The following is a 25,332-nucleotide window of genomic DNA, read 5'->3' on the forward strand; positions in this document are numbered from 1 at the left end:
CAATCCTTATTGTTTAAGCAGGAACGCTACTTTTCATCCCCTCCACGTAATACATTTTTAGACTCCCTCTGTTCTTAACCTCTATTTCTCCCCTGAAGGCACAGTCATAACTGTCTTTTATTAATTCGTAGGTATTTTCACTGATATTGATCTTCCCGGCTTCTGAATTTGATTCCATCCGCGAGGCCACATTTACCGCATCGCCCCAGATATCATAGGCAAATTTATGGGTCCCCACTACCCCGGCTACCACAGGACCGGTATTAATGCCAATACGGATATCAAAAGTTAGATCACTTGCAGCCATATCATTTTTAGTCTCTTCTACAAAGGCGGCAATTTCTAGGGCTGCCGAGATCATTCTGTCGGCGTGGTCCTTTTCATTATCATGCAAACCTCCGGCGCACATATAGGCATCCCCTATGGTTTTAATTTTTTCCAGGCTGTGTTTTTCTATAATGGCATCAAACTTTGAAAAGTAAAAATCCACGGTTTCTACCAAAGCCTCTGGCGACAGCTTTTCGGAATAACTCGTAAAACCTTTAAAATCTGAAAATAAAACCGTTACTGCATCGTATTTTTTGGCTTTTACCTTTCCTTTTTCCTTTAGTTCCAGCGCCGTTTCTTCTGGGAGGATATTGAGTAAGAGTTTATCTGAGCGTTCTTTTTCTTCCTCAATGATTTGTTTTGTTTTTCTGATAAAGTTATTTCGCCGGTACAGACCTATTGCCATGATGCCTATTAACACTAGTGCAATGGCCGTACCAATGGTCATATTACGCTGGTTTTTTTCTCTTTGCTCTGCCAGGTCTACCTCTGTCTGCTTTTGGGAGACTTCAAAATTCGTGCGTTGATCCGCCATTTGCTGTACGGTTTCAAGGTTTCTTACACTGTCTCTATACACAATATGCTCCTTATAATATTTATAAGATGCTACCAGGTTTCCGGCTTGTTCGTATAGCTCGGAGAGCTGAAGGTTAGATTCACTGATCTGTTTTTTTAAACCATACTTTTTGGCCAGATTCAGGCTTCTTTTAGTATAATCCAATGCCGTGGGTAGGTCCCCTTTCTTTAAATAAATATCAGAAATATAGGTGAGGTATTCTGCTATAGGGGAATAATCTTCCAATTCCTCAAGTATTTTTATGGCTTCATTGATATTCTCTTCAGCAAGGCTATTGTTTCCTTGCTCAGCATACACCATTCCAATATTACCCTTGTTATAAGCAGATCCAATTAAATAATTGGACTTCTTGAAAAGGTTACCTGACTCTTCAAAATATTGCAATGCCAAGTCGTATTTTGCAATATTAAAAGCTTCATCTCCAGCATTTAATAAGGCAGTTGCTAAACGAACCGTATCATCTGTCTGCCTTAAGAGTTTAATTGCTTTGTCGTAATAAATTTGAGCATTATTGGAGTTTCCAATTTCAGAATATGTATCTGCAATACACATATTAGCAATTCCTTCGCCTGAAATATAGACAGCTTTAATCGCTGCGACCTCGGCCTTGAAATAACTATTTAAGGCAATATCTAAATTACCTAATAAGCGATCTATATCTCCTTTTTGACGGAATCCCCTATATAGATATAACTGATTGCTTTCTAACTTGGAGAGAGCTATCAATTCTGTGGCATATTTTAAGGATAACTCAAGATCATTCACTTCGTTAAAAGACAAATTTCGTAATAGTTCTAACTTAGCTTCGCCCTTCAGCTTACCTTCATGATAAATCTTTTTCAGACTATCGGCCACGCTTTGGTCTTGGGCCAAACTGCCTATATTGCAAAAACAAACGAAGCCTGCGGTAAAGCAGGCTTTAATAAAATTATTGAATGTTAACAATTTAAATTAATTATTAGCTCTTAATTTGGGATCAATTAGAAATGAGAAATTGTTATTTTGCTGGTCATATACACTAAAATTGATGGTGTATACATCAAGTTGATTTATCAAACTTTGGTTATTATTGACAACCGCGTTAACATTGGAAGACCTGCCTCCCCCTCCTTCAATGGTGCCGTCAGCAAAAAAATTCTGGTTTGAAGGAGCATCCGGGTCGGAGATTTGTGAGGCTTCATGTACAATGCTATCTATGGCAATAGAAAATCCTTTGTCAACACCCTCGGGATATCTGACTTCTCCTACCCATTGCACGTTATGATTAAGATAAACATTGGCCACATAGGTTTTCACATCAGTTGAAGTTCCATCGTTATTATCATCGCTAAGTGTGCATAAAGCGTCCACCTGGTCCTGAGTATAAGTTGTACCTCCAAGCGCAAAAAGGCTACTTGCTTCTACTGTCAAGGTAATTTTTACTGGTTTGCCTGGTGGGTCGGATGGTGGGTTATTATTTCCGTGGCTCATAATTTTAGTTGTTTTAGGCTAGTAATTGAAATTCTAAGATACTATTTTTCTATTAACAAATTTAACTAAGTCAATATAATTACTTTAAAAAAGAAACTATACTTTACGCAGGAAAGATTTTGGCAAGATGAATAAGAATCTGTTTAGTTCTTTCGTTGGTGCCAAATAGTGCTGTTTCCTTACTATTGTTCTTATGATAAATAATAGCCGCTAAACTATTCCGGCGACGCATATTCGAAATATCTTCTATTACCGATATCTTTTTCCGGTTTGTGTTTGTACCCCAGAAACCGATACCATGATATGCGATCCGTATCATCTGCTTCGGCGTACTGGCTAATGCTACACCCCTTAAATTGTACAGCTAGCTCTTTGGCTATTTTGCGCATGTCAAAACTTATCTGCATTCCATATTCTTCCATATGTTTACTGGATACAAAGAAGGTTGCATATTTCTTATCTTCAACTTTATACCCACCAACAATGGCCAGTGGTTCACTGTCCGGGGTTTTCCATATTTTGGAATACCCGCCCTGTTGCGCCAATTTAAGAAGATCCTTAATAAATTGCAGCGTTTCCTGCCGTTCACTTTCGCTATCAAGTTTCCACTCCCACTGCAATTTCTCCCAAGGATTTTCGAGAATATACATTATATCAACAGAGCATATTTCATCATGATTTCCAGACATACTAAGAGGTGATTTCAAAAAAATTCACGGACAATTTAGTATTTGTTCTTCGGTATTCCTAAGAATTAAAGCCACTTTATAAGCTATTTTTTAAACCTGGAGTAAAGCACTATTTTTTTCCCGGTGTTGATAAAGTAAACCCCGGAAAGCAAAACAATGGCTGCAATTATAGACTGTAGGGTAATGGGTTCATTCAAAAAATAGCTACCCAAAAACATAGCAACGATGGGATTCACATAGGTATTGGTAGCCACCTTTTCCGGCGAAACATTTTTTAAGAGATAATTAAAGGAAGTAAAGGCCACTATACTGCCAAAAATAATAAGTAATAGCATGGACCAGTTGGTTTCTGCACTCCAGGTAGTGGGCGAGCTCCAGGTTTCGCCAAAAGCCAGGCTCATAAGGCCCAGCATTAGTCCACCCATAAACATCTGGTAGCCCGTGTTTACAAAAAAGTTTTTCGGGAAATCTGCCCGGACCACAAAAAGGCTGCCATAGGCCCAGGCGAGCATGGCGGAAAAGATCAAACCTATTCCCAGCAAGGCGTTTTCCTGCTCCAACACTGCTTTTTGGTTTATAAGTAAGTACATCCCTATAATCCCCAAAAAAATCCCTACTATGGAACTGGCTTGTATTTTCTTCCCTTGCAAAATCCACATCATGAGTAGTACTATCAGGGGTTGGGCAGAGATCTCCAGTGCAGCAAAGTTACTATCTACATATTTCAGGGCCCATACCACTACCCCATTCCCAAAACTAAGAAAAAGGAAACCCACCAGGATGGTATTTCCCAGCTGCTTTTTGGTAATACGCAGGCTTTTGCCCATTAGAGCGGCAATCCCAAAAATTAGAAGTCCGGCCGTGGTAAAACGAACACCTGCGAGCATAAAAGGCGGTAGTTCCGCTACCGCGATCTTGTTGAGTAAATAGGTAGAACCCCAGATCACATAAATAGCGAAGAAAGCGCTGATTATTAAAGGTACATTTCGTTTGGACTCCATGCGGCTTAGTATAGACAGCAATATTAGCTTTTTGAATGTACATCTTAAAAGATTTTGGCTAAAACTATAGTTGGTCCTAAAATTGATCACTGGAATAATTAAAAATGACAGCAACATAGACATGGAATTTTAGATTCTTATCACCATGGCTGCGAACCGGATTTGATCAATTCTTATACAAGTCATTTCGGGATAAAGTTCTACCCTTAAATTTAATGGGAATACCTACCAATAAGGAATCCTTATTATAAACTGCTGCCTGAAAATGAAGGTGGGGTTCCTGCGAAAATCCGGAAATTCCTACCAACCCTAATGGCGTTCCCTCCTTTACATAACTATTCTTATTTGACGTCTGCTTGGGTTTCCCTAGGTTGCCAGATCTGAACCAGACAAAAGCTCTGCCTGTAATGCAGATTATGAGGAGAAGCATAAGATACCTAAGATAATAGCTGCCTACCAGGGGCCATTGCCCCCATAGGAACAGAAAATAGAGAATGGCAGCGTATAAAATGGACTTCGCTAATAATCCAATATTGCTTTTAGGTTTACGAAAGAAAAAATCTGTTAGTATTAAAAAAGGTAGTCCCAGATGAATCAGTATAAATACTAACTTCTCCATATAAATTATTAAAATGTTCAATGGAAAGCGTTAATAAAAAGATGAAGCTATTGGTAAATTGTTACAGTCAGGAGATTCAATAGTAAAAAACAGCTATTTTGCTGTTTGGCATCCTCCTATAATTCTAAAGAGTCCCTTTAAATAAAACAAAAAGTCTTATATCTTGAATAAACAGTCCTGAATTAAGCTGTTTGTAATGCTTATATTAAAGTTTAAAATCTTCAGCCTTAAAACCATTATTGAATTTAATATCCTTGAAAGTATATCTGCCATTTAAAACATACTCTCCCTTTTCATTGGGACCGAAAGACTCGCGAACAGTGGTCAGATAAATACCATCGACTATCTCATAAGTTAAGGTCATTTTTAAAATGGGGTCGTCTATTCCCCAATCCGGCAACGAAAAATAGAACAGATCTATTAAATGGGTATCTGGATTAAAATACAGGATATACTCATCATTCTTTTCTTTTCCGGTGATATTACCATTGTATGTTAAGCTTACCTTGTCATAGGTTATACCATCAACCTTTTCGGTTCCTAAGTAGCTATAAATGGTTCCCGGGTCTTTTAATTTATACATCATCGTAAACCAATAAAAGTTTACTTTTCGTAAAAAAACGGTTCCCGCAAGTGCCTTTTCATCTGAAATGGGACTCCCGTCCAGGCTTAGAGCTGGTTTACCATTAACCAAAGATTGTATGGCCAGCCCTTTCTGATTTGGCAATACATTTCGTTGATGTACCTTGTAAGAGCCCCATGAATGTTCGCCGTTAAAAATATGGCGTTCAGTGGAAACATCTTTTCCATTATCTAAATTATCATAGATGTATGTGAACTGCACGTCTCTCTTTGCAGCAATTTTCTGATAGCCTCCATTAACCTCTGTTAAAGCGTTCAGCAATGCTTTAGATTTTGCATCAGATTGCTGGGCTAATAGCGAATTGCCATTGACAATAACGATTGACAATGCGAATAATATGCCAGTATGTTTTATGAAATTTGTGCTCATGATTAATTTTTGTTAATTAATGCTGATTTGTGCAGATGCTTTTTTGTCGATTAAAACTCTCAGTACTTACATCCATGGAAGAACAAAAAATATGCAGGCATTAAAAAAAATAGAATAAAACAAATTTTTTGGTATCAGATTGGGCTTAACCTCCGTAATGGAAAACTTGAAAGCTTCTTTACATGTTTTTCAATTCGCTTACAAGACTGGTCAATGCATCTTTGGCATCTCCAAAGAGCATCACCGTTTTAGAATTATAGAATAATTCATTTTCTATTCCGGCATATCCTGCATTCATGGTACGCTTATTAACAATGATATGTTTTGCATTTTCGGCGTTCAATATGGGCATCCCATAGATGGGACTTGAGGGGTCGTTATGTGCAGCCGGATTTACTACATCGTTGGCCCCTACAACCAGAACAACATCCGTATTTTTAAAGTGAGAATTAATATCCTCCATTTCAACCAACAAGGAATAATCCACATTACTCTCCGCCAGTAAAACATTCATATGGCCCGGCATTCGACCTGCAACGGGGTGAATAGCATATTTAACATCAACACCTTTTTCGGTTAGCAATTCTTCCAATTCATGTATAACGTGTTGTGCCTGGGCAACAGCCAATCCGTAACCAGGAACAATTATTACACTGTTGGCATAGTTCATCATAATTGCGGCATCACTTGGGTTTGTTTTTTTGATGGACCCAAGACGTTTATCTGTCCCGGCGGCTGAATCTGTGCCCCCGAAAGCACCAAATATTACGGCACCAAGGGTCCTGTTCATTCCCTTGCACATGGCAATGGTAAGAATAATACCGGCAGAACCAACGAGAATACCCCCTACTAACATTACCATGTTGGAATATAAAATCCCAGTGATAGCAGCCGCAATACCTGTTAAGGAATTCAATAATGAAATTACCACAGGCATATCTGCGCCTCCGATAGGGAGTACAAATAAGATTCCGTAAATCAAACCTGCCCCAAGTAAGCCAAAAATTATAGCCTGATCGCTTGCGCCAGTACTGACCGTGAATACAGCGAACGCGATGATGGCCAGAATAAATATATTATTGATGGTGTTGTATCTGGGAATAGTCACGACACTTTTTATTGAACCGTTTAATTTACCCCATGCTATAAGACTTCCTGAAAATGTGATCGCACCTATTATTATTCCCGAGACAATGGTAGTGGCCTGCATCTTGTCGCCAACATTTTTACTGAATTCTACCAATCCAATCAGGGCGGCACTTGCTCCTCCAAAACCATTAAACAAAGAAACCAATTCGGGCATTTTGGTCATTTTAACTTTAACAGCCATCCAACCGCCAATTGCAGAACCTGTTAATAGGGCTAAACCAATAAGTATATATATAGAGATTGGGATTTGGAGATCATGAATAAAAATTGTGGCTGCAATGGCAAGAGCCATTCCTGAAGCCGCAATTAAATTTCCATTTTTTGCTGTGGCGGGGTGCCCCAACTTTTTTAGTCCTAGAATAAAAGCTATAGTAGCTATCAGATAGATAATACTTAATGATATGCTCATTAATTTTTCTTTTTAAACATTTGAAGCATTCTTCCGGTTACCGCAAATCCACCAACCACATTTATAATTCCAAGCACTACTCCTATAAAACCCAGGGCTAATGCAAAATAATCATCCGGGTCTGATTGTAACATTACCAAAATAGCACCTATTACTACCACTCCACTTAGAGCATTTGCGCCAGACATAAGAGGCGTATGCAAAACCGCCGGAATATGTTTAATTACCTCTACACCTACAAATATTGCAAGGATCAGAATGTAAATAATTTGGAGATTATCACTAATAAATTGCATCAATCCAGTCATCTTATTCGCTTTTTGGTTGTCGTATTATTCCATTATGAACAATTAAAGTCTCATCTGTTATTTGTTCTTCCAGGTCCCATTTAAATTGGTTGTTCTCTGTAAGATGCATGATAAAATTATACATGTTTTTAGCATACAAATCGCTGGCATTAGTAGAAACACTTTCCGGTGCTATGCTGGTCCCAATTACTTTTACTCCATTTCTTTTAACCGTCTTATTAAGTTTGCTTATTTCACAATTACCGCCCTGAGCTGCAGCGAGGTCAATTATCACAGCGCCATTTTTCATCTGTAAAACCTGTTCCTCAGTAATTAATAAGGGAGATTTTTTGCCGGGTATACCGGCAGTTGTAATTACTAAATCTGCATTAAAAAGAGATTTGTTAACTGCTTCTTTTTGTCTTTGTGCATAATCTTCAGAAGCTTCTTTTGCATAACCATCTTCAGATTCACCATTAGAACCTTCAACTAAAATGAATTTTGCACCCAAAGATTCTGCCTGCTCCTTTGTTTCTAATCTAATATCTGTGGCTTTTACTATAGCTCCAAGGCGCTTTGCCGTTGCTATGGCCTGTAAACCGGCTACCCCTACTCCATATATCAAAACCTTTGCAGGCTTAATAGTCCCCGCCGCAGTCATCATTAACGGAAATATTTTTTTCATTTCATAGGCCCCTAAAATAACCGATTTATAGCCTGCTAAATTACTTTGAGAACTAAGTACATCCATATCCTGGGCCCTGGAAATACGCGGCATGGCATCCATTGAAAACGCTGATGCGCCCTGCTCTGCAATTTTTTGAATTAGATCAGGGAAGGATTTATGATACAACTGACCAATTAAAATTTGCCCCTTATTTACTAATTTTAAATCATCTTCATTAAACGGGTTTATCTTAATAAGCACATCGGCTTCTTTAAAAACAACACCTCGTTTTTCAATTCTCGCACCTGCTTTTTTATAGTCAGAATTCTTAAAAGAAGAATACTCGCCGGCATTTTCTTCTACAATTAGATCAAACCCTTTATCAATTAGTTGTTTTGCTATGCGAGGAGCTATTGAAACGCGTTTTTCGCCTTTTTGAGTTTCTTTCAATATGCCTATTATCATAGTCGTTTGTTGTTTAACAGCCTAAAAATTGTCCCCGGAATTGAATTAATATTTATAGCCCATGAATTTATGCTATTTTTTTTAAAATCTATGCAAATCAAATGAAAAGTGTTTTTGAGTACTTCTTATCTATAAACTATTAGGGTCAGTATTAATTGGTCATCTATAAATCAAAATTCGAACAAGTTAGCCACCCATAATTAATTTAATATGCTTTTCACAACTACATAAGTCTGTTTGGCAACAAATATGCAACTACTTTAAAGAAGCCACTAGTTTTAGCGTTATAATGGAAAGTCAAGATAAATGAAAAATACAATTTTTGCACTAGCTTTCACATTTCTTGGAATGAGTTTGCATGCACAAGAAGGTTTAAAGCTTGGTATTCACGCAGGATTGCCTATTGATGATTTTAATGATGAAATTAGCCTTGTGGCCGGATTAGACCTTGGTTATATGTGGGCCCTTGGAGAAGTAGTTGACCTGGGGATAAGTACAGGACTTATATACGGATTTAAGGAATCTTTTCAGTCTGATATAATTGCGGATAATCTAACAGATGTGCAATTTGTTCCGCTTGCTGCTACTATAAGAGTATGGCCCTCCAATTCCTTTTCATTCGGGGTTGATGGAGGATACGGACTTGGATTAAATAAAGGGAATGACGGGGGAATCTATTACAGACCTATCATAGGCTACATGATGGGGCCTTTGACAGAAATTAATCTCTCTTATACCGGAATACAGCTAGAAAACAGAACCTGGAATACGGTTACATTAGGATTTTTGCACACTTTCGAATTTAAAAAGTGGTAAATACCATTTAATTCTGTAATATTCCTTCTATAGTTTGTAATTCCTCGGGGGTAAAATCCATTTTCCCGAGAATCCCCACGGCATCTTCTATTTGCGCTACTTTACTGGCACCAATAATTACTGAAGTCACCCTTTTATCCCTTAAAACCCAGGAAAGTGCCAATTGTGCCATTTTTTGTCCTCTCGCTTCTGCTACTTCATTGAGCTTTTTTACCTTCTCAATCTTTTCGGGAGTTATATCTGATGATTGCAGATAGCTGGCTGCTTTTGATGCCCTGGAACCTTCAGGAATACCATTGAGATACTTATTAGTCAACAACCCTTGAAACAAAGGGCTGAATACTACGGATCCTACACCATTTTTCTCAAGCACATCTAATAATCCATCCTCCACCCATCTATTGAACATACTATAAGAAGGCTGGTGCACCAAACATGGTGTGCCTAGTTCTTTTAAAATATCTATGGCTTTTTGTGATTGTACAGGGTCATAGGAAGAGATCCCTGCATACAAGGCTTTTCCCGATCTAACAATCTGATCCAGGGCCATCATAGTCTCCTCAAGAGGAGTATTTGGATCGGGCCTGTGGCTGTAAAAAATATCTACATATTCCAGCCCCATTCGTTTCAGACTTTGATCACAACTTGCAATCAGGTATTTACGGGATCCCCATTCTCCATATGGCCCGGGCCACATATCATAACCTGCTTTTGAGGTAATGATCATTTCATCTCTATACGATTTTAAATCCGACTTTAGAATTCTTCCAAAAGTCTCTTCTGCTGAGCCATAGGGAGGGCCATAATTGTTAGCAAGGTCAAAGTGGGTAATCCCAAGATCAAAGGCCCTAAGTACCATCTTTCGGCCATTTTCATAGACATCAATTCCGCCAAAGTTATGCCATAAGCCAAGAGATATTGCCGGGAGAAGTAAACCGCTGTTTCCACACCGATTGTATTTCATTTTGTCATACCTTTCCGTATTCGCTGAATATTTCATATTTGATAAGCTACTATTTTTTTAAGGTTTTATTAATTTATAATGCAATTCACAACCAGGCCAGGTAATTAGTATTAGAGTTGGGAAACTGTATGACCAGTATCCACTGCAGTTCGTACTTTTTTCCAATCCACCTCCCCCAATAAAGCACATTCAGCCCCTAAAATAAAACGAGCCGGAGCTTCTTGCAGGACTTTGTTTACCTGTGCCTGTATTTCCTGATCAGTGCCGGTAAGGATAGGACCCCTTTTCTCCAGGCCACCCATAATAGGACGTTCTCCAAACATAGTATACAACTCTTTTAAAGGTACTTTTTTACCTGCAACGACATCACTTAAATTTACTATATGCCCGGGATAGTCTATGAATGGACTTAAATCGTCATAAGGCCCATCATAATCACAGATATGCAGAACATTGCAGATACAACCTTCATTAATTTCATTCTGAACTACCATATCTGTAGGTTTTATATAATCCAGAAAGATATTCGGGTCCTCGAACCTGAATGCCTCATTTCCCTGAGTTGGCGCCAAAAATCCGTCAACACCAAGTTTTTTACATTCTTTTAAAAAGATCATAACGCTATCCGTAATAATTTCAAGACCTTTTTTTACATTCTCAGGATCCTGTTTTAAATGCTCAGTAACCAATTGGCCGGTAACACTATGGCCTGCGCACATGAATGGGGAATAAAAAGTAGCGATGACCGGAGCCAATTTTTTGCCTTGTTTAACCAATTCCTTAACCACATAGAGTTGTTTTTCATAAAAATCCTTTTTATAAAAAGGGATTTTAGCCCAGTCTTCCGGCTTTTGGATAATATCTATAGCCGGGAATAATGCTTCGTATTGGATTTTAATAAAATCCATATCAATAGCCTTAAAATATTCGAGATGTCTGGCTACGGCGGCATCCCCCCATTGATAGCCTTCACCAAAATGAACAAAAAACCCACTTGGGATATAGTCCTGCTTTCCGGTTGAAGTCAACAGATTTAAAACCGCTTCTCGCTTGTTGAAAGCGGGGTTTGAATCACATGAGCCCAGACTGAACGCACCCAGGCCAGTAGCATATGTGCCAGCAGAGATCAACCCCATAGATTTTAGAAATTCCCTTCTTTTAATTGTTGTTAGGTCCATAAGTCAGAATATTTAAAAATGAAACAGCATTGATTAAGACTCATGGAAAGATAATCCAAAAAGATTAAATCCTGAATAAGTCCATAATATAGTATGGATTTATTCAGGATTATGTATTATGTATTTAAAGTATGATGGCGCTGAAATCAACGCTCACAATTTAGTTATAAAATAAAGCGTTTCACCATTTTGGAATCATGCTTTAAAAACACTTCCCCCTCAACTAGGTCAATGGCATAGTTAGGTTTCCTGTTTTTTCCAAGTGGAATACTACTCTCATTTTCACCGGTATCTTTATTAATTTTTAAAAGTTCAATTCCATTTTCACCCTTGGTAAGTACCATACAGTAATTTCTGGCTTCTTTAGTAGCCTTAAACCTTTTATTGGCGGCGTTAAAAGCTAATCCGGCTGCGCTACCGGCAGACCTGCCCATTTCATTATAGGCAGCTCCCAATTCTGCGAATGTCTGTCCTTCAACAGTATCCAGACCATATTGAGCCCCTGCTTGCTGCAATGCCCCCGAGGTCATAGTACTCACAGCGGAAACATAACCGGCATAAATGGTTCCTGCAAACAGCAAAGCCCTTTTCCATCCTTCTTCTCTGGGTGAGGCATAATATTTTTGAAATAAAAGTGTGCCGTTATAGTCATACATCGCAAAATTCTGATCAGAACTTAAAAGGATTCCCTTTTTCCTAAGCTCTAACGTATTTGGCGATTCATTTTCACTAAATCTAACAGGCTCTGTGGCAGCCATATCAATTGCTCCACTATCAAGATTAACACTTACTACGGCCCCTGATTTATAATCATAGGTGTATAAATGATTTCCATTTTGGTTTACCAGTTTATAGTGGGTTTTAAGGTCTTTATCCCATAAAAGATCGCCTGTTATTGTATTTACAATATTCATTTCTTCAGCAGTTGCATATAGTATTCCATTATCTGTAGTAAGGGTGTATCCTACATGTCCCTTAACTTTGATTGTTTTATCAAAGGTGAAGAGGCCGTTTTTAGTATCGAGGTAGTTTAAAAAGTGTTTCTCATTTCTTGTGGTGATTACCAGCATTCCTTCTTCCGTAGGCGTGTAATCATAAATTCCTCCTTTAATGGTTATCCCCCTACCCTTTTTACCCCAAAGACCGTTTCCATCCTCCATGGAGAATAGATTCACACGGGAATTTGAGGCACCCTGAGGCAGAACCAATAAATTATTGTTTATCCAGGTTGTAAGTCCCAGTTGCCCTTTTACTTCTATCGGTTTTTCCCAAATCATCTGCCCGTTTGAAATATCATATGCGCTATAGGTAGAAGTGAAGGTTACAATAGTATTACCATTATTAGAGGACATTGACTGATTTTCATTTCTTTGTTCAGAGCCAATTATGAAATACTTTCGGGAAGGATGCATATTAAAATCGAGCTTAATTTCCATTCCTTCAGAGGCTGCCTCTGCCACATTTTTCAGAAGATTTCCAAAAGCACCCATTTTGCTAATCTGCTCTGCCTCGCTTGAATTATCAACGCTCCAGATGACGTCTCCGGTTTTTGACTTTATTTTTACATTTTTAAGCAATGTTATTCCCAGTAGTTCTTCATCATTCAACTCAACAAGATTTATCAATTTACCAAAACTACCTTCCTTGCTCCAGAGTACGTTGCCAGTAGAGATGTCTATTGAAAGAGCCATATCCTCGCCAGAAACCGATTTTCCGGCTACAACAATGGCATTAGATTGATAAAGGACAAAATGTTGTTTCACATTTTTAATTCCGTGATCAAAAGAGTTAAATACCTTACTGCCATCAAAAAGATTTACAATAAAAAACCCTTTTTCTGTTTCAATTTTAGCGAAAGGCGAATTATCCAGTTCCGTAAATGAATCTTCACTCAATCGTGAAAAAGTTAAATCGCTCCAGATGACTTCTCCAGTGTTATTGTCAATACCATATAAACCTGAATTCGTATGTACAATATAATTTCCTAAAGCACTGACAGTCTGCCAGTTTATCTCATTATCAAATGAAGAAGTCCATGTTTCTTCTGACTGAGCGAATAATGAAATACTAGTGCAAACGAATGAGTATAATATAATTTTTTTAAACATTCTATGAATATTAAAATTGTTGATTTGGGTTGAATTGATTCGTGAAATAAAAACGTTAGTATATTCAGTTTATTGTTAGCCAAAGGGTTGAGTTTAAAAACAAAAAAAAGGGAAGCAAAGTGTCAGGCACTTTATCTTCCCCTGGTTATCTTTTATCCTTTATTCTATATAGTTGTTCAGGAACTAAGGACTATTAAACCTGAATTTTATGTTTTGGGTTTTATATTCTGATTTACCCTAAACAAATTGTTGGGGTCGTGGGCTTTTTTAATTTCGGTCAAACGATCATAATTATGCTTATAACTGGCCTGAACCCTCTCCTGCCCCTCATCCATCATAAAGTTGGAATACGCCCCGCCTGAAGAATACGGATGCAAGGCTTCCCAATAGTCCTTGCACCATTGAGTTATTTTTTCAGCGTTTTCCGGATCCGGATCCACCCCTACTATAACACCCGCATATTTTGCATCTCTGTAAGCCCATGGAGTATCTTCTTTTCCAACCCTGCTGGCCGCCCCGCTTAGTGGATACATGTGCATTTGGGATAATGGCGTTGGAATACTTGATCCAAATTTTAAATGCGCCGCCCTTGCCTCTGCTCCTATTTCATTAAAGAAATCGGCCCTCCAGTACCACTGTAATCCAGGGGGCATCAATCCATCAAATAGTGTTTGAATAGCCGGATAAGGCATTTCTCCTACATGTTCAAATACAGGTTCTTTGTCCCTGACTTCCTGAAATAATTTGTCAAAATCTCCGGCATCGCCCGTATAGCACCAGACAATCCCGCAAAACATCTTATTGTGTAAGACATCCGGAAATGGGGGTCCGGGTATAATCATAGTCGCGATAAAACCATTTAAATCATCCGGGGTATTTAAGATAAAGTCATGATACCAGGACATAATTTCTTCCGTTTTTTCAATAGGCCATAAGGTTGGCCCACCAATAACCGTCTTTACCGGGTGTGCCTGGAATTTGAAAGAAGTTACAACCCCAAAATTACCTCCGCCTCCTCGTATTGCCCAGAAAAGATCTTTATTCTGATCCTTGTTAACAGTTACAAAGGAACCATCTGCGAGTACCATATCGGCCTCTAATAGATTATCAATGGTCAGACCATATTTTTTGGTAAGATGACCTACCCCACCGCCAAGGGTTAATCCACCAACCCCGGTTGTTGAAATTATTCCCGCAGGAACAGCCAGGCCAAAAGGATGTGTGGCATGATCTACTTCACCCCATACATTTCCACCTCCTACACGTACTGTTTGATCTGCCAGATTAACCCGTACACTTTTCAATCCCGACAAATCGATTACTAATCCATCATTACATAGCCCAAGACCACCTCCATTATGACCGCCACCCCGTATAGCAACCAATAAATTATTTTCCCGGCCAAAATTTACGGAGGCTATTACATCTGCAACATCCAGGCAAAGCACAATCATGCCGGGGTGTTTATCAATCATCCCATTGTATACCTTTCTGGTTTCGTTGTATTCGGGGTCTGAAGCCTGTACTATGTTTCCTCTAAGTTGCGATTTGAAATTTTCAATTACAGAACTATCTAAATCATTTATTGTTTGCTTTTTTTCTTCCATTGGTATTATTGTTTTGTTTATTAATTAGTTATTTATTTAGAAAGTATCATACCCTTTAATGACCATAGAATATAGAGTACATCTTTTTTGGCTTCATCATTAATGTCATTTTTATCCAGAGCTGCCAAAACATCATCAATTACATGCATATACTCATCGTGGCTAATGTTCATCCCTTTATGAGCAGTTTCCATATCCTGACCGTTATACTCCGGAGGTCCGCCGCTGCCGGAACTGAAAAATTCAATAGTATGCTGCTTAATAACTTTTAGGCGTTCCGGTTCTTCTTTTAGTGGTAAAAACCGGGCATTCACTGCCGGATTGTTCATATGTTCTTCGATAGCATCATCTACTATCCTTGAAATACCATCAGATCCACCTAATCGTTCATAAAGTGTTGTCATCTTAATTGTTTTTGGTTATATCATAAAGTTAACCAGACTTAAACAGGTGTCTTATCACTTTTAGTCCAAAAAATTACACTTTTGATTCATCATGACTTTAAAAGAAAGATTTAAACCTGATGCATTTGTGCATATTTTGAAGGTAGGATCCCAAACATTTCATAAAAGGATTTTGAAAAATAGGCGAGACTGTTAAAGCCACTTTCAAAAGCAATTTCAGAAATATTTCCTTGTTGGCTATGGATTAGCTCCAATGCTTTATGCAATCTGTATTCCCGGATAAAAGTAATAGGTGATTTACCCGCAAGTTTCTTAATTTTTCTATATAACTGGGATTTACTATGCCCAAGTTCCTTGCTAAGTGTAATAATGTTGAAATTAGATTTATTCCAATTATGTTCGCAAAACTGAACCAGCCTATTAATAAATAATACTTCCTTAGGCGTTAAGGTTCTGATTAATTCATGGTCGATTACAGCGTTTCGATTTTCATTTTCATACGATGTCTTTACACAAGGAGAAATAATGATCTGGCCCTCGATAAGCTCACACATTTGTGTTGCCAATATTATTGATTCCGAAAAAAGACCATCCTTAGCCGTTACCGGTGATCCTGTACACAGGCCTATTTTTAGGCGCTGATTATCCCTTTCCAGTTTTGGATAACTATACTTAAAACTATCCTGAATTTTTAGGGCGCATAATACTGCGTTGGTAACAGATTTAAAAGAGATTAGGTAGGATTTGTCATTTTCCCGAACTATGCTGCCTTCAAAATGTTTAACAGATTTTGCAACGCTACGATGAAATTTCTGTGTGAACATACTTAGCTGATGTGTATCCAGCCTGTGCAGATAATCGGAAGATTCTAATACCATGATCACTCTAAAGGGCGGATCTTCGATAATATTTAATTCCTGGTTTTCATCCTTTTTGGGGTCTTCTATGCGACCAAGAAAAGATTCCACCAAATTTGGATCTACTTCAATAATATCATGGGGAATTTCTCCATGAGCATGATTATGCATGCTTTCTATAGCCTCTCTGTCAGGTGCTTCTATCAGGCAGAAAGCAGTGTGTCTTTCAGTATCACACCAATAGGTCATTCCTTTACACCCATATAAATGCTGCACCTTCAAATCCTCCTGATGCATTAAGGCAACATGTTCTGCGGTAATTTCCGCCGGGATATCATGTCGATCCATGTATATGGGCATTGGCGTTGTTTTCTTACAATTTAAGAAAAATAATTAAATTTTACTCAATTATTTGTACACACAAGCTAACCAAAGTCCAAGACTTGCATCTTTATAAATAAAACAACAGAATATCAAACAAGTGATTACTTTTAACCAGCAATAGATTAAACCAAATATGCGTACAAAAAGTCTCAGCTACCTTGCCCTGTCAAATGGATAATAAACCACTTCACTTTAAACTCTATAAACCCTTTGGTATTATAAGTCAGCTTAATTCCAAAAATCCAAAGGAGTTGCGAAAAAAGAAATTTTTAAATGCGCTTTATAGTTTTCCGGATGGGGTAATGCCTATAGGCCGGCTCGACGAGAAATCTGAAGGTCTGTTGCTTTTTACCACAGACGGAAAACTAAGTGACGATATCAATCGTTCCGGAGTAGAAAAAGAATATTATGCCCAATTAGATGGTGATATATCAAATGAAGCCATAACACTTTTAAAAAAGGGTGTTGCCATTGGTTTTCAAGGAAGGCGTTACGTTACAAAAGCTTGTAGGGTCCATAAATTAGATGCCCTGCCAATACTTCCTGAGGCCGATAAAAAAATTCGCATAGGAAGGCACAGGCCTACCAGCTGGATATGTATTATACTAACGGAAGGTAAATTCAGGCAGGTACGTAAAATGACTGCAGCGGTTGGATTCCCTACCCTTCGCCTTGTTAGGATAAGAGTAGGAGACATAACTATAGAAAAGTTGTTGCCTGGCGAAGTTAAACCATTGTCGAACCTCACAGGCAAATGCGAATAATTTAATTCATAGGAATAGCCTGTCCCGAGCCTGAGATATTGGTATTTATTGTTGGGCTGCCTTTGTAATAAACATTACCGCTGCCTTCGATTTTTACGTTTAGACTTTCTGTACAATAGACTTCACAATCTCCTGAGCCTTCAATGCGTAAATCTACATTGGCAGCCATAAATTCTGAACAATTAATTGTTCCGGAGCCTTCATTTTCAATAATTAAGTTATCCGTGTAACCGGCAATGAAAATATTACCACTCCCTACATTTTCAATTTCCATGGTTCCGTCTCTTTGAACATCAAACACCGTAACTTCCCCCGTGCCTTCATTTTTTATGTAGTTTAAATCCGGTACGGTAATATTGGCTTCCAAATAGGTGTTTTTGTAGTTTCCCTCTTCCAGATAAATATTCAATTGATTGGCGGATACCCTTGTATTTACTTTATCAATAATATTATCATTCGCTATTATCTCCAAAGATTGCGTGGACCCATGCGTTATATTCACAATAAAAGTGCCACTACTGTTAATTTTGGCAAAAGCGTTTACCTCTCTGAATTCTGAAATCGTATTTCCCGAACCTGTATAATTATCTTTGGAACAAGCACTTAATACTATTATGGCTATTGCTAATACTAATAATCTTCTCATGATCTACAGGATTGATCTAAGAAACGCTGTCTTTTTTTGTTTGCTTTGAAGTATGACCTCTGCTCATGCTCCATCCATATCCCATATGATAATTTAAGGTCCGTTTAATGTAATTCATGTCAAGTGTTCTCATGATGATTGTTTTTTAATTGATGTATATTTAATAGACGAGAGCAATTAATTTTTGTTACAAAAAGTAAACCGTGCAGTTTTATTTGTAATTAATTCACGCTTTAATCCAGCTGTAACAAAACATCAGAAGGGAATTATTGTTTGGTTTATAACAATAAATATCTTGAGGAAAGAACATTAAATTTTCCTGAAAAATTAAAGGTTTAAGAGGCCAAGGCTATTTTATTCCGAGGATTCTTTTAAAAATGCGAAGTTCACACTGATAGAACTTGCAGACAACCGCTATTAATTCTGAATACTTATTAGTTGATTTCATCTTGTTTTGAATATACTAGTTGACTATTAGTACTGCAAAGCACTAAAAAATCACATTCAAATAAAGATAAGTTGAGAAATTTACCGGGAAACCAGTCTTTTCAATGGAAATTTGAAGTTATATTTTCTTAACCCTGACGGCATTCAGCCCTTTCATGCCTTTTTCCAGCTCAAAAGAAACCTTGTCATTTTCAATAATCTCATCAATTAAACCGCTTACATGGCAGAAGTATTTTTCATTATTTTCAGAATCGATTATAAAACCAAAACCTTTGGAGGAATCAAAAAATGAAACTTTCCCTTTTCTTACAGGATCTACTTCCTCTATATCTCCCTCTTCCTTCTTTGGAATTCCTAGAATTATATCTTCTGCATCAATTTCCACTTTCAATGAAGGATCCGGAGGAGTATCTGTTAAATTTCCATTATGATCAACATATGCAAATTCAATTCCACCACCTCTTTCTTTGGCTGCTGCTTTTCTAGCTTCTTTTTTCTTTTGTTTTTCCTCGCGCTTTTTGAGACGTTTTTTTTCTTTTTCCCCCTTACTATAGGTTTGTTGCGATCTTGCCATTAAATAGATTTATTTGGATATTATATTTTAGTTTAAAAAGAAACGTGATTAAGAAATGAGCGCTTGGAAAAAGTAAGTGTGGTACGTTGAATACTCCAAAAAATTAGCCAGAGCGATAGTTACTATTGGTCGGTGGTCATCTTATTAAACTTATACGAAGATAATACCTTGCGTTCTAATTTACAATTAAAAGAGATGGAAAGCTTGTTCTTATCCTCAATCATTGACCATAAGTTATAATGCAATTAAAGGATATTTCATTAACCAGGCGTTAATACCAAAAACAAAATGCATATTGTTTTGGAAATGCTTATTTTTAAATACATCTTTTAAACCATTAATCAATATTTAACTGGTGTCTGGTTTTATATTGTCAATTTTAATAGCCTTATGCGGTTACCAACCACGTGTTTACATTTCTTACCATTGCGCTTAGTGCTTTGTTTATTTTTGTTTTCGGGTTTACAATCCTGTAAAGAAAAACAACAACAATATTCAAAAGAACAATCCGAATTACTTCCAAATTCAATTGAGGGGTTTATTTCAATATTTGACGGCGAATCTTTAGATGGCTGGGATGGTGATCCTTCCTATTGGCATGCAGAAAACGGACTATTGATTGGTCAAGTAACACCCGAAACACCTTTGGAAAGCAATACTTTTATTATTTGGCAGGGTGGCCTGCCCACTGACTTTGAATTAAAATTAGAATTTCGCATTACAGAAGCCGGTAACAGTGGTATTAATTATCGGAGTGAACGCCTGGATACAATTCCTTTTGCTTTGAAAGGTTATCAGGCGGACATTGATGGTAAAAATACTTATACCGGTCAAAATTATGAAGAAAGAAAGCGAACTACTCTGGCATACAGGGGTGAAAAGGTGGTGGTTAGATCACAGGAAAATGCATTTGAACCTGGCTCCCTGAGGGCCAATATAAAAAATAATGCCTGGCAAACCAGGGAAATAATAGCATCTCTTGGGAATTCTGATAGTTTAAAATCGAAGATTAAAGCAGAAGGTTGGAATAGCTGCCATATCAAGGTTAAAGACAATCATTTACAACACTATGTAAACAAGACATTGATGAGTGAGGTAACGGATTTAGATTCAGTAAACCGGAAAGATTCTGGCTTTTTGGGCTTACAGGTACATGTGGGGCCTCCTATGAAAGTAGAATTCAGAAATATTAAATTAAAAGAATACTAGGCCGATATGAAACCCATTGTACAAATTTCCTTAGACCTTACAAATATTGATGAAGCTTTGGAAACGGCCGCAATGGCCCTAAGGGCGGGAGTGGATTGGCTGGAGGCTGGCACTCCCCTGATTTTGGCTGAAGGATTACACGGGGTAAAAAAATTAAGAGAAAACTTCCCGGGCGTGCCAATCGTGGCAGACCTTAAAACCATGGATGGGGGTTACCTGGAAGCTGAAATGATGGCTAAGGCCGGGGCCACTCATGTAGTAGTTATGGCCAGGGCCCATGAAGAAACAATTAAGGTGGTCGTTGAAGCAGGAAGAGATTTTGGCGTAAAAGTAATGGGTGATAATCTTGGATGTCCGGATATGGTAGCAGGTGCCAAAAGACTGGAAGATCTGGGATGTGATTATGTGATTCATCACATTGGCTATGATGAACGCCGGGGGATAGCTGCTCAAGGTTTTTCCATGCCAAGCCCGTTAGATCAGTTGCGGGAAGTTGTAGCCGCTGTAAATATTCCGGTACAGGCCGTTGGCGGTTTATCATTGGAACAGGCAATAAGATGTCCGGAATACGGTGCGCCATTGGTTGTACTGGGAGCTCCTTTAACTATTGACGCCGATTCGTTTAAAACTGCTGATGGTGATCTTGAAGCATCATTAAGGTTAATATGCGACCAAATACATGCCTATAAAGAAGTGGATTAATCTGATTTGAATCATGGATAAAACAATACTTATATGAACTCTATTGCCGTTGTAAATTTTGCTCCGAAAAAAGGTAGTGTGGAAATCAGAGATATAAAGAAGCCTGCCATTGGTGATGACGAAATCCTTCTTCAAGTGGCTAACGTTGGTGTTTGCGGGAGTGATTTGCATCAGTGGACCGCAGATCATAGTTGGCCCGTTAATTATCCTGTAGTTCTCGGGCATGAGTTTGGAGGCCATATTGTTGAATTGGGGAAAGGAGTTAAGAATTGGAAAGAAGGTGATGCTGTAGTGAGTGAAACAGCTGCAGTAATAAATGCTCAAAGTCCTTTGTCCAGGCAGGGCCTTTACAATCTGGACCCTGAGCGGAAGGGTTTTGGATATGGAGTTAATGGGGCAATGACCAAATTTGTAAAGGTTCCGGCGCGATGTCTTCATAGCATACCTGAAAATCTTTCTTTTGAACAGGCTTGTTTAACAGAACCCTGTTCGGTTGCTTATAATGCAGTAGTAGTTAATTCAAAAATACAACCTGGCGACCGTGTAATTGTTTTGGGCCCCGGAACCATTGGAATATTATGCGCAGCTATAGCCCAATTATGTGGTGCGCAGGTAGCTCTTGTTGGATTGAAAAAAGATGCAGAGAGATTATCTGCAGCGAAGCAATACAGCTGCGATATTATTATGGATGATGCTACCGAATGGGCACTTGAACGGGATGGTCTTGGTGTCGATTGTGTTATTGATGCAGCAGGGGTAAGTGAAACCCTGAATTTAGCCTTAAAATGGGTAAGGCCCAATGGGCATATTACCAAGGTTGGCTGGGGGCCCAGGCCTTTTAATCATTCCCTGGATCCTCTAGTGCAAAAAAACGTCACTTTGCAAGGCAGTTTCAGCCATAACTGGCCCATTTGGGAAAAAGTTCTTTCCCTTTTGGCATCCGGCAGATTGGACGTAAGACCAATAATTGGCGGAATATGGCCCCTGGAGCAGTGGAACGAGGCTTTTGAAGCCATGCATTCCGGGAAGGTGGTAAAGAGTATTTTAAAACCTAATTAAATTAGATATGCGTTTAAAGAATAAAGTAATCTTAATTACAGGTGCATATACAGGCATAGGCAGGGCAATTGCTAAGGCATGTGTTAAAGAAGGCGCCCATGTGGTATTGAACGGATTACGCGACGAAAAAGGTAAGTCGCTGGTTGATGAACTTGGTAGTGACATAGCTACTGCGGTTACTATGGATATAACACAGGAAGGGGTCCCGGAACTATTAGTGAAAGAAGCACTTCAGCGATTTGGCAAACTTGATGCCGTGGTAAATAATGCTGCAATGATAGTCTCCTCAAACATAGATACCACAGACCTTGCATTTATGCGAAAAATGCTGGCCATAAATACACTGGCTCCTTTTGCAATAATCCAGGCCGCTCTTCCATCTTTAAAAATAACCAAGGGCTGTATACTAAATATTGGTTCCATTAACTCCTGGAGCGGGGAACCAAATTTACTGGCCTATAGCATATCTAAAGGGGCTTTGATGACCATGAGCAGGAATCTTGGGGATAGCTTGTTCCGTGATTACGGGATACGTGTAAATCAAATTAACCCCGGTTGGGTATTGACTGAAAACGAAAAAATTAACCAGAAACAACAGGGAATGAATGATGATTGGTATAAGGACTTACCGGATTTATTTGCACCAGCCCAACGTATTTTTGAGCCAAAAGAGATAGCATCCGGTGCAGTCTACTTGTTGTCTGATGAATGTGGCCCTGTAAGCGGACAGGTACTGGAACTTGAGCAATTTCCAATGATAGGTCGAAATCTGCCAAAGAATTGGAGTGGATTTCGCTCTGAGTAAACCATAAAACACCACTAATAGTGCCAAAATTAGCTGTCTTTCCAAAAGCGTATATGCAAGATCTTTGTAAAACCGGAGCCATGAAAGTAGCTGAATGGATTGATTTGGCAACTTCTTTGCAGGTCGATGGCCTGGAATGGTATGCTGGTTTTCTGGAAATGGCAGATCGTTCTAATTGGGAAGTATTCAGGAAAAGTGTGGAAGATCAGGGAAAAGAGATTCCGATGCTTTGTTGTTCGCCAGATTTTACGCATCCTGATAAATCCTTCAGGCAGAACGAAATAAATAAACAAAAATACTGGATTGACATGACCAAAACCCTTGGAGGAACATATTGCCGGGTACTTTCTGGTCAAAAACGTCCGGAACTTTCAATAGAAGAGGGCATTGAATTAGCTGCAGAATCCATTCAGGCGTGTTTGCCCTACGCCAGCGATTTGGGAATTACATTGATTTTGGAAAACCACTACAAAGACGATTTTTGGACTTATCCGGAATTTGCACAAAAAATGGACGTGTTTTGTAAACTTGTATCTTATATAGATCATCCCAATTTTGGAGTTAACTACGATCCCAGCAATGCTTTTTTAGCAGGTGAAGACCCTCTGGAATTATTGAAAAGAGTATCCTCCCGGGTGGTGACTATGCATGCCAGTGATCGTTATCTGGTGGAAGGGACCATAGATGATCTTCGAAAAGAAGAAGATGGGGTCTTAGGTTATGCCAGGAGACTTCGACATGGGGAGATTGGCAAAGGTTTAAATGATTATGATGCAATTTTTACGGAGTTGAAAAGAGTAAATTTTGATGGTTGGATTAGTATCGAAGACGGTGTGGACGGAATGGAACAGCTTCAAAGAAGTGTTTCTTTTCTAAGAAAAAAAATACACACGTACTGGCCTGAATATAAATGAATTAAAGTTATTTATTTTAAGTTATAATTAATAATTTAATTTTCCCTTTGATAGATGATTTGATTGAGAATTTATTCAGCTGTAACTATTTACTTCTTGTTTTATTTGATCAGATTACGTGTAGCTACCCATTCCTTAAGCTTCTCACGGGCATCCGCAGCCGGATAGCCCAATACAGTTTTCCCTGCCGGCACGTCTGCCAAAACACCAGAGCCTGCACCTACGGTAGCACCGGAATGTATAGTCGTATGGTCCTTTATGGATGCACTTCCGCCAATAACTACTCCGTCTCCTAAAGTTACGGATCCTGCAAGTCCGCTAGCTCCGGCCATAATACAGGAACGGCCTAAAACGCAATTGTGTGCAATTTGTACCTGGTTGTCGATTTTGCAGCCGTCCCCAATTATTGTTGAACTGAATTTCGCCCGGTCTACCGAGGAATTTGCCCCGATTTCCACGTCATTACCAATAACTACATTTCCTATATGAGGAATTTTTACCAAACCCCTTCCGTCCTCTCGTGGACGATATCCAAAACCATCACCACCAATGCTGACGTTATTTTGAAAAATACAGTAAGCCCCAATCTCTGTTCGCTCACGAATGACCGTTCCTGACCAAATAATAGTATGTGCACCGATTTTCGTTTCATCAAGAATAGTAACATTAGGATATACAATAACTGCTGCACCCAGAACAACGTCTTTTCCAATATAACATCCTGCCCCTATTTTGCTACCTTCACCTATTGTTGCCGATTCATGTATTACGGCTGTAGGATGTATGTCGAAGTCAAATTGAGGGGTATCCTTAATATAAACTTCTAACAGCTTTGCCATGGCTAAATCAGCATTTTTTACCTTAATCAGAGCCCTGTTGTCCCCGGGTTCAGCTTTTAGCCCTTCGTTAATAATGGCTGCTGCTGCCCCGGAGTTTTCCCATTTTTGTGCATATTTTCGGCTCCCTATAAAAGTAATTTGGGTGTTATCCGCTTTTTCAATTTCTTCTAACCCCAATATTTTCTGGTTTGTATTACCTATGAGTTCTCCACCCAGAATTTCATTAATTTCTTGTATTGTAAATGATTTCATATGTTTTAGCTCTTAATTGTTCAGGTGCCGAATTGCCAGCTTTCACAAAGATAGAATTTATATTATCAGGATTTATTTTAATGCATTTTTCATCTATATAATTTTCCATAGTGAATAATATATCTGAAAAA

The 25,332-nt window shown here is 38.5% G+C and carries 25 protein-coding genes; 7 read left to right on the forward strand and 18 right to left on the reverse strand.

The window, feature by feature from the left end:
* Positions 1 to 13: 13 nt before the first annotated feature.
* The 9 genes from G504_RS0108490 to G504_RS0108530 all read right to left on the reverse strand — a co-directional run bounded on the left by G504_RS0108490 (position 14) and on the right by G504_RS0108530 (position 8,672).
* On the reverse strand, positions 14 to 1,777 hold the full coding sequence (locus G504_RS0108490; protein WP_240473030.1) for an adenylate/guanylate cyclase domain-containing protein: 1,764 nt from the start codon (positions 1,775 to 1,777) through the stop codon (positions 14 to 16).
* Between the two features lie 78 nt (positions 1,778 to 1,855).
* Positions 1,856 to 2,374, reverse strand: a complete 519-nt coding sequence (locus G504_RS0108495) for a hypothetical protein (protein WP_019669738.1) — start codon at positions 2,372 to 2,374, stop codon at positions 1,856 to 1,858.
* A gap of 215 nt (positions 2,375 to 2,589) precedes the next feature.
* Positions 2,590 to 3,063 (reverse strand): hypothetical protein, encoded by a 474-nt coding sequence (locus tag G504_RS0108500; RefSeq protein ID WP_019669739.1) that lies wholly within the window; start codon positions 3,061 to 3,063, stop codon positions 2,590 to 2,592.
* 83 nt (positions 3,064 to 3,146) lie between these two features.
* A complete protein-coding gene (locus G504_RS0108505; protein ID WP_019669740.1) occupies positions 3,147 to 4,064 on the reverse strand; it encodes an EamA family transporter in 918 nt (305 codons plus the stop codon).
* Between the two features lie 166 nt (positions 4,065 to 4,230).
* Positions 4,231 to 4,683 (reverse strand): M23 family metallopeptidase, encoded by a 453-nt coding sequence (locus G504_RS0108510; RefSeq protein ID WP_019669741.1) that lies wholly within the window; start codon positions 4,681 to 4,683, stop codon positions 4,231 to 4,233.
* Positions 4,684 to 4,888: 205 nt separating this feature from the next.
* Entirely contained in the window at positions 4,889 to 5,695 is an 807-nt protein-coding gene (locus tag G504_RS0108515; protein ID WP_019669742.1) for a DUF6503 family protein, read from the reverse strand.
* A 178-nt stretch (positions 5,696 to 5,873) separates the two neighbouring features.
* A complete protein-coding gene (locus G504_RS0108520; RefSeq protein WP_019669743.1) occupies positions 5,874 to 7,253 on the reverse strand; it encodes an NAD(P)(+) transhydrogenase (Re/Si-specific) subunit beta in 1,380 nt (459 codons plus the stop codon).
* The gene (locus G504_RS0108525; RefSeq protein WP_019669744.1) at positions 7,253 to 7,561 is read right to left on the reverse strand and encodes an NAD(P) transhydrogenase subunit alpha; all 309 of its coding nucleotides are present in this window, start codon (positions 7,559 to 7,561) and stop codon (positions 7,253 to 7,255) included. Before G504_RS0108525 ends, G504_RS0108520 begins: the two co-directional genes overlap by 1 nt.
* A 1-nt stretch (position 7,562) precedes the next feature.
* Complete coding sequence (locus tag G504_RS0108530) at positions 7,563 to 8,672, reverse strand: Re/Si-specific NAD(P)(+) transhydrogenase subunit alpha (protein ID WP_019669745.1); 1,110 nt, start codon at positions 8,670 to 8,672, stop codon at positions 7,563 to 7,565.
* Between the two features lie 306 nt (positions 8,673 to 8,978).
* Here G504_RS0108530 and G504_RS0108535 point away from each other — a divergent pair, with 306 nt between their 5' ends.
* On the forward strand, positions 8,979 to 9,488 hold the full coding sequence (locus G504_RS0108535) for a hypothetical protein (protein WP_019669746.1): 510 nt from the start codon (positions 8,979 to 8,981) through the stop codon (positions 9,486 to 9,488).
* 7 nt (positions 9,489 to 9,495) lie between these two features.
* Here G504_RS0108535 and mgrA read toward each other — a convergent pair whose 3' ends face one another.
* The 6 genes from mgrA to G504_RS0108570 form a co-directional block, all read right to left on the reverse strand.
* Positions 9,496 to 10,488 carry an L-glyceraldehyde 3-phosphate reductase gene (gene mgrA / locus G504_RS0108540; protein WP_019669747.1) on the reverse strand — a complete coding sequence of 331 codons (993 nt, stop codon included), beginning with the start codon at positions 10,486 to 10,488 and terminating at the stop codon, positions 9,496 to 9,498.
* Between the two features lie 74 nt (positions 10,489 to 10,562).
* Complete coding sequence (locus tag G504_RS18415; RefSeq protein WP_019669748.1) at positions 10,563 to 11,630, reverse strand: uroporphyrinogen decarboxylase family protein; 1,068 nt, start codon at positions 11,628 to 11,630, stop codon at positions 10,563 to 10,565.
* 164 nt (positions 11,631 to 11,794) lie between these two features.
* Positions 11,795 to 13,738: a PQQ-binding-like beta-propeller repeat protein gene (locus tag G504_RS0108550; protein WP_019669749.1), complete on the reverse strand. Its 1,944-nt coding sequence runs from the start codon at positions 13,736 to 13,738 to the stop codon at positions 11,795 to 11,797.
* 206 nt (positions 13,739 to 13,944) lie between these two features.
* The gene (locus G504_RS0108560; RefSeq protein WP_019669750.1) at positions 13,945 to 15,345 is read right to left on the reverse strand and encodes an FAD-binding oxidoreductase; all 1,401 of its coding nucleotides are present in this window, start codon (positions 15,343 to 15,345) and stop codon (positions 13,945 to 13,947) included.
* 32 nt (positions 15,346 to 15,377) lie between these two features.
* On the reverse strand, positions 15,378 to 15,749 hold the full coding sequence (locus tag G504_RS0108565; RefSeq protein ID WP_019669751.1) for a group I truncated hemoglobin: 372 nt from the start codon (positions 15,747 to 15,749) through the stop codon (positions 15,378 to 15,380).
* Positions 15,750 to 15,859: 110 nt separating this feature from the next.
* Complete coding sequence (locus G504_RS0108570) at positions 15,860 to 16,966, reverse strand: nickel-binding protein (RefSeq protein WP_019669752.1); 1,107 nt, start codon at positions 16,964 to 16,966, stop codon at positions 15,860 to 15,862.
* Positions 16,967 to 17,160: 194 nt separating this feature from the next.
* On the opposite strand from G504_RS0108570, the gene G504_RS0108575 reads away from it, so the two are divergent.
* Entirely contained in the window at positions 17,161 to 17,754 is a 594-nt protein-coding gene (locus tag G504_RS0108575; protein WP_019669753.1) for a pseudouridine synthase, read from the forward strand.
* Between the two features lies 1 nt (position 17,755).
* Here G504_RS0108575 and G504_RS19155 read toward each other — a convergent pair whose 3' ends face one another.
* On the reverse strand, positions 17,756 to 18,400 hold the full coding sequence (locus G504_RS19155) for a head GIN domain-containing protein (protein WP_019669754.1): 645 nt from the start codon (positions 18,398 to 18,400) through the stop codon (positions 17,756 to 17,758).
* A 565-nt stretch (positions 18,401 to 18,965) separates the two neighbouring features.
* Positions 18,966 to 19,421, reverse strand: coding sequence for a cold-shock protein (locus G504_RS0108585; RefSeq protein ID WP_019669755.1), 456 nt, complete (start codon positions 19,419 to 19,421; stop codon positions 18,966 to 18,968).
* A gap of 435 nt (positions 19,422 to 19,856) precedes the next feature.
* Between G504_RS0108585 and G504_RS0108590 the strand changes: the two genes are divergently transcribed.
* Genes G504_RS0108590 through G504_RS0108610 form a run of 5 tightly spaced genes read left to right on the forward strand, consistent with a single transcriptional unit; the run spans position 19,857 to position 24,110 of the window.
* Positions 19,857 to 20,630, forward strand: coding sequence for a 3-keto-disaccharide hydrolase (locus G504_RS0108590; protein ID WP_240473031.1), 774 nt, complete (start codon positions 19,857 to 19,859; stop codon positions 20,628 to 20,630).
* Positions 20,631 to 20,636: 6 nt separating this feature from the next.
* Positions 20,637 to 21,332 (forward strand): orotidine 5'-phosphate decarboxylase / HUMPS family protein, encoded by a 696-nt coding sequence (locus G504_RS0108595; protein WP_019669757.1) that lies wholly within the window; start codon positions 20,637 to 20,639, stop codon positions 21,330 to 21,332.
* 33 nt (positions 21,333 to 21,365) lie between these two features.
* The gene (locus tag G504_RS0108600) at positions 21,366 to 22,391 is read left to right on the forward strand and encodes a zinc-binding dehydrogenase (RefSeq protein ID WP_019669758.1); all 1,026 of its coding nucleotides are present in this window, start codon (positions 21,366 to 21,368) and stop codon (positions 22,389 to 22,391) included.
* A 7-nt stretch (positions 22,392 to 22,398) separates the two neighbouring features.
* The gene (locus G504_RS0108605; protein WP_019669759.1) at positions 22,399 to 23,196 is read left to right on the forward strand and encodes an SDR family NAD(P)-dependent oxidoreductase; all 798 of its coding nucleotides are present in this window, start codon (positions 22,399 to 22,401) and stop codon (positions 23,194 to 23,196) included.
* Positions 23,197 to 23,216: 20 nt separating this feature from the next.
* Positions 23,217 to 24,110, forward strand: coding sequence for a sugar phosphate isomerase/epimerase family protein (locus tag G504_RS0108610; RefSeq protein ID WP_026348471.1), 894 nt, complete (start codon positions 23,217 to 23,219; stop codon positions 24,108 to 24,110).
* Between the two features lie 101 nt (positions 24,111 to 24,211).
* Here G504_RS0108610 and lpxD read toward each other — a convergent pair whose 3' ends face one another.
* Positions 24,212 to 25,201, reverse strand: a complete 990-nt coding sequence (gene lpxD, locus G504_RS0108615; RefSeq protein WP_019669761.1) for a UDP-3-O-(3-hydroxymyristoyl)glucosamine N-acyltransferase — start codon at positions 25,199 to 25,201, stop codon at positions 24,212 to 24,214.
* Between the last annotated feature and the right edge of the window lie 131 nt (positions 25,202 to 25,332).

This window comes from Eudoraea adriatica DSM 19308, from assembly GCF_000382125.1.
In the GTDB taxonomy this organism is placed as follows: domain Bacteria; phylum Bacteroidota; class Bacteroidia; order Flavobacteriales; family Flavobacteriaceae; genus Eudoraea; species Eudoraea adriatica.

Excerpts from the sequence above, each read along its gene's own strand:
- G504_RS0108495 (WP_019669738.1), bottom strand. The coding sequence starts at position 2,374 with ATGAGCCACGGAAATAATAACCCACCATCCGACCCACCAGGCAAACCA.
- G504_RS0108500 (WP_019669739.1), bottom strand. The coding sequence starts at position 3,063 with ATGTCTGGAAATCATGATGAAATATGCTCTGTTGATATAATGTATATT.
- G504_RS0108505 (WP_019669740.1), bottom strand. The coding sequence starts at position 4,064 with ATGGAGTCCAAACGAAATGTACCTTTAATAATCAGCGCTTTCTTCGCT.
- G504_RS0108510 (WP_019669741.1), bottom strand. The coding sequence starts at position 4,683 with ATGGAGAAGTTAGTATTTATACTGATTCATCTGGGACTACCTTTTTTA.
- G504_RS0108515 (WP_019669742.1), bottom strand. The coding sequence starts at position 5,695 with ATGAGCACAAATTTCATAAAACATACTGGCATATTATTCGCATTGTCA.
- G504_RS0108520 (WP_019669743.1), bottom strand. The coding sequence starts at position 7,253 with ATGAGCATATCATTAAGTATTATCTATCTGATAGCTACTATAGCTTTT.
- G504_RS0108525 (WP_019669744.1), bottom strand. The coding sequence starts at position 7,561 with ATGACTGGATTGATGCAATTTATTAGTGATAATCTCCAAATTATTTAC.
- G504_RS0108530 (WP_019669745.1), bottom strand. The coding sequence starts at position 8,672 with ATGATAATAGGCATATTGAAAGAAACTCAAAAAGGCGAAAAACGCGTT.
- G504_RS0108535 (WP_019669746.1), top strand. The coding sequence starts at position 8,979 with ATGAAAAATACAATTTTTGCACTAGCTTTCACATTTCTTGGAATGAGT.
- mgrA (WP_019669747.1), bottom strand. The coding sequence starts at position 10,488 with ATGAAATATTCAGCGAATACGGAAAGGTATGACAAAATGAAATACAAT.
- G504_RS18415 (WP_019669748.1), bottom strand. The coding sequence starts at position 11,630 with ATGGACCTAACAACAATTAAAAGAAGGGAATTTCTAAAATCTATGGGG.
- G504_RS0108550 (WP_019669749.1), bottom strand. The coding sequence starts at position 13,738 with ATGTTTAAAAAAATTATATTATACTCATTCGTTTGCACTAGTATTTCA.
- G504_RS0108560 (WP_019669750.1), bottom strand. The coding sequence starts at position 15,345 with ATGGAAGAAAAAAAGCAAACAATAAATGATTTAGATAGTTCTGTAATT.
- G504_RS0108565 (WP_019669751.1), bottom strand. The coding sequence starts at position 15,749 with ATGACAACACTTTATGAACGATTAGGTGGATCTGATGGTATTTCAAGG.
- G504_RS0108570 (WP_019669752.1), bottom strand. The coding sequence starts at position 16,966 with ATGCCCATATACATGGATCGACATGATATCCCGGCGGAAATTACCGCA.
- G504_RS0108575 (WP_019669753.1), top strand. The coding sequence starts at position 17,161 with ATGGATAATAAACCACTTCACTTTAAACTCTATAAACCCTTTGGTATT.
- G504_RS19155 (WP_019669754.1), bottom strand. The coding sequence starts at position 18,400 with ATGAGAAGATTATTAGTATTAGCAATAGCCATAATAGTATTAAGTGCT.
- G504_RS0108585 (WP_019669755.1), bottom strand. The coding sequence starts at position 19,421 with ATGGCAAGATCGCAACAAACCTATAGTAAGGGGGAAAAAGAAAAAAAA.
- G504_RS0108595 (WP_019669757.1), top strand. The coding sequence starts at position 20,637 with ATGAAACCCATTGTACAAATTTCCTTAGACCTTACAAATATTGATGAA.
- G504_RS0108600 (WP_019669758.1), top strand. The coding sequence starts at position 21,366 with ATGAACTCTATTGCCGTTGTAAATTTTGCTCCGAAAAAAGGTAGTGTG.
- G504_RS0108605 (WP_019669759.1), top strand. The coding sequence starts at position 22,399 with ATGCGTTTAAAGAATAAAGTAATCTTAATTACAGGTGCATATACAGGC.
- lpxD (WP_019669761.1), bottom strand. The coding sequence starts at position 25,201 with ATGAAATCATTTACAATACAAGAAATTAATGAAATTCTGGGTGGAGAA.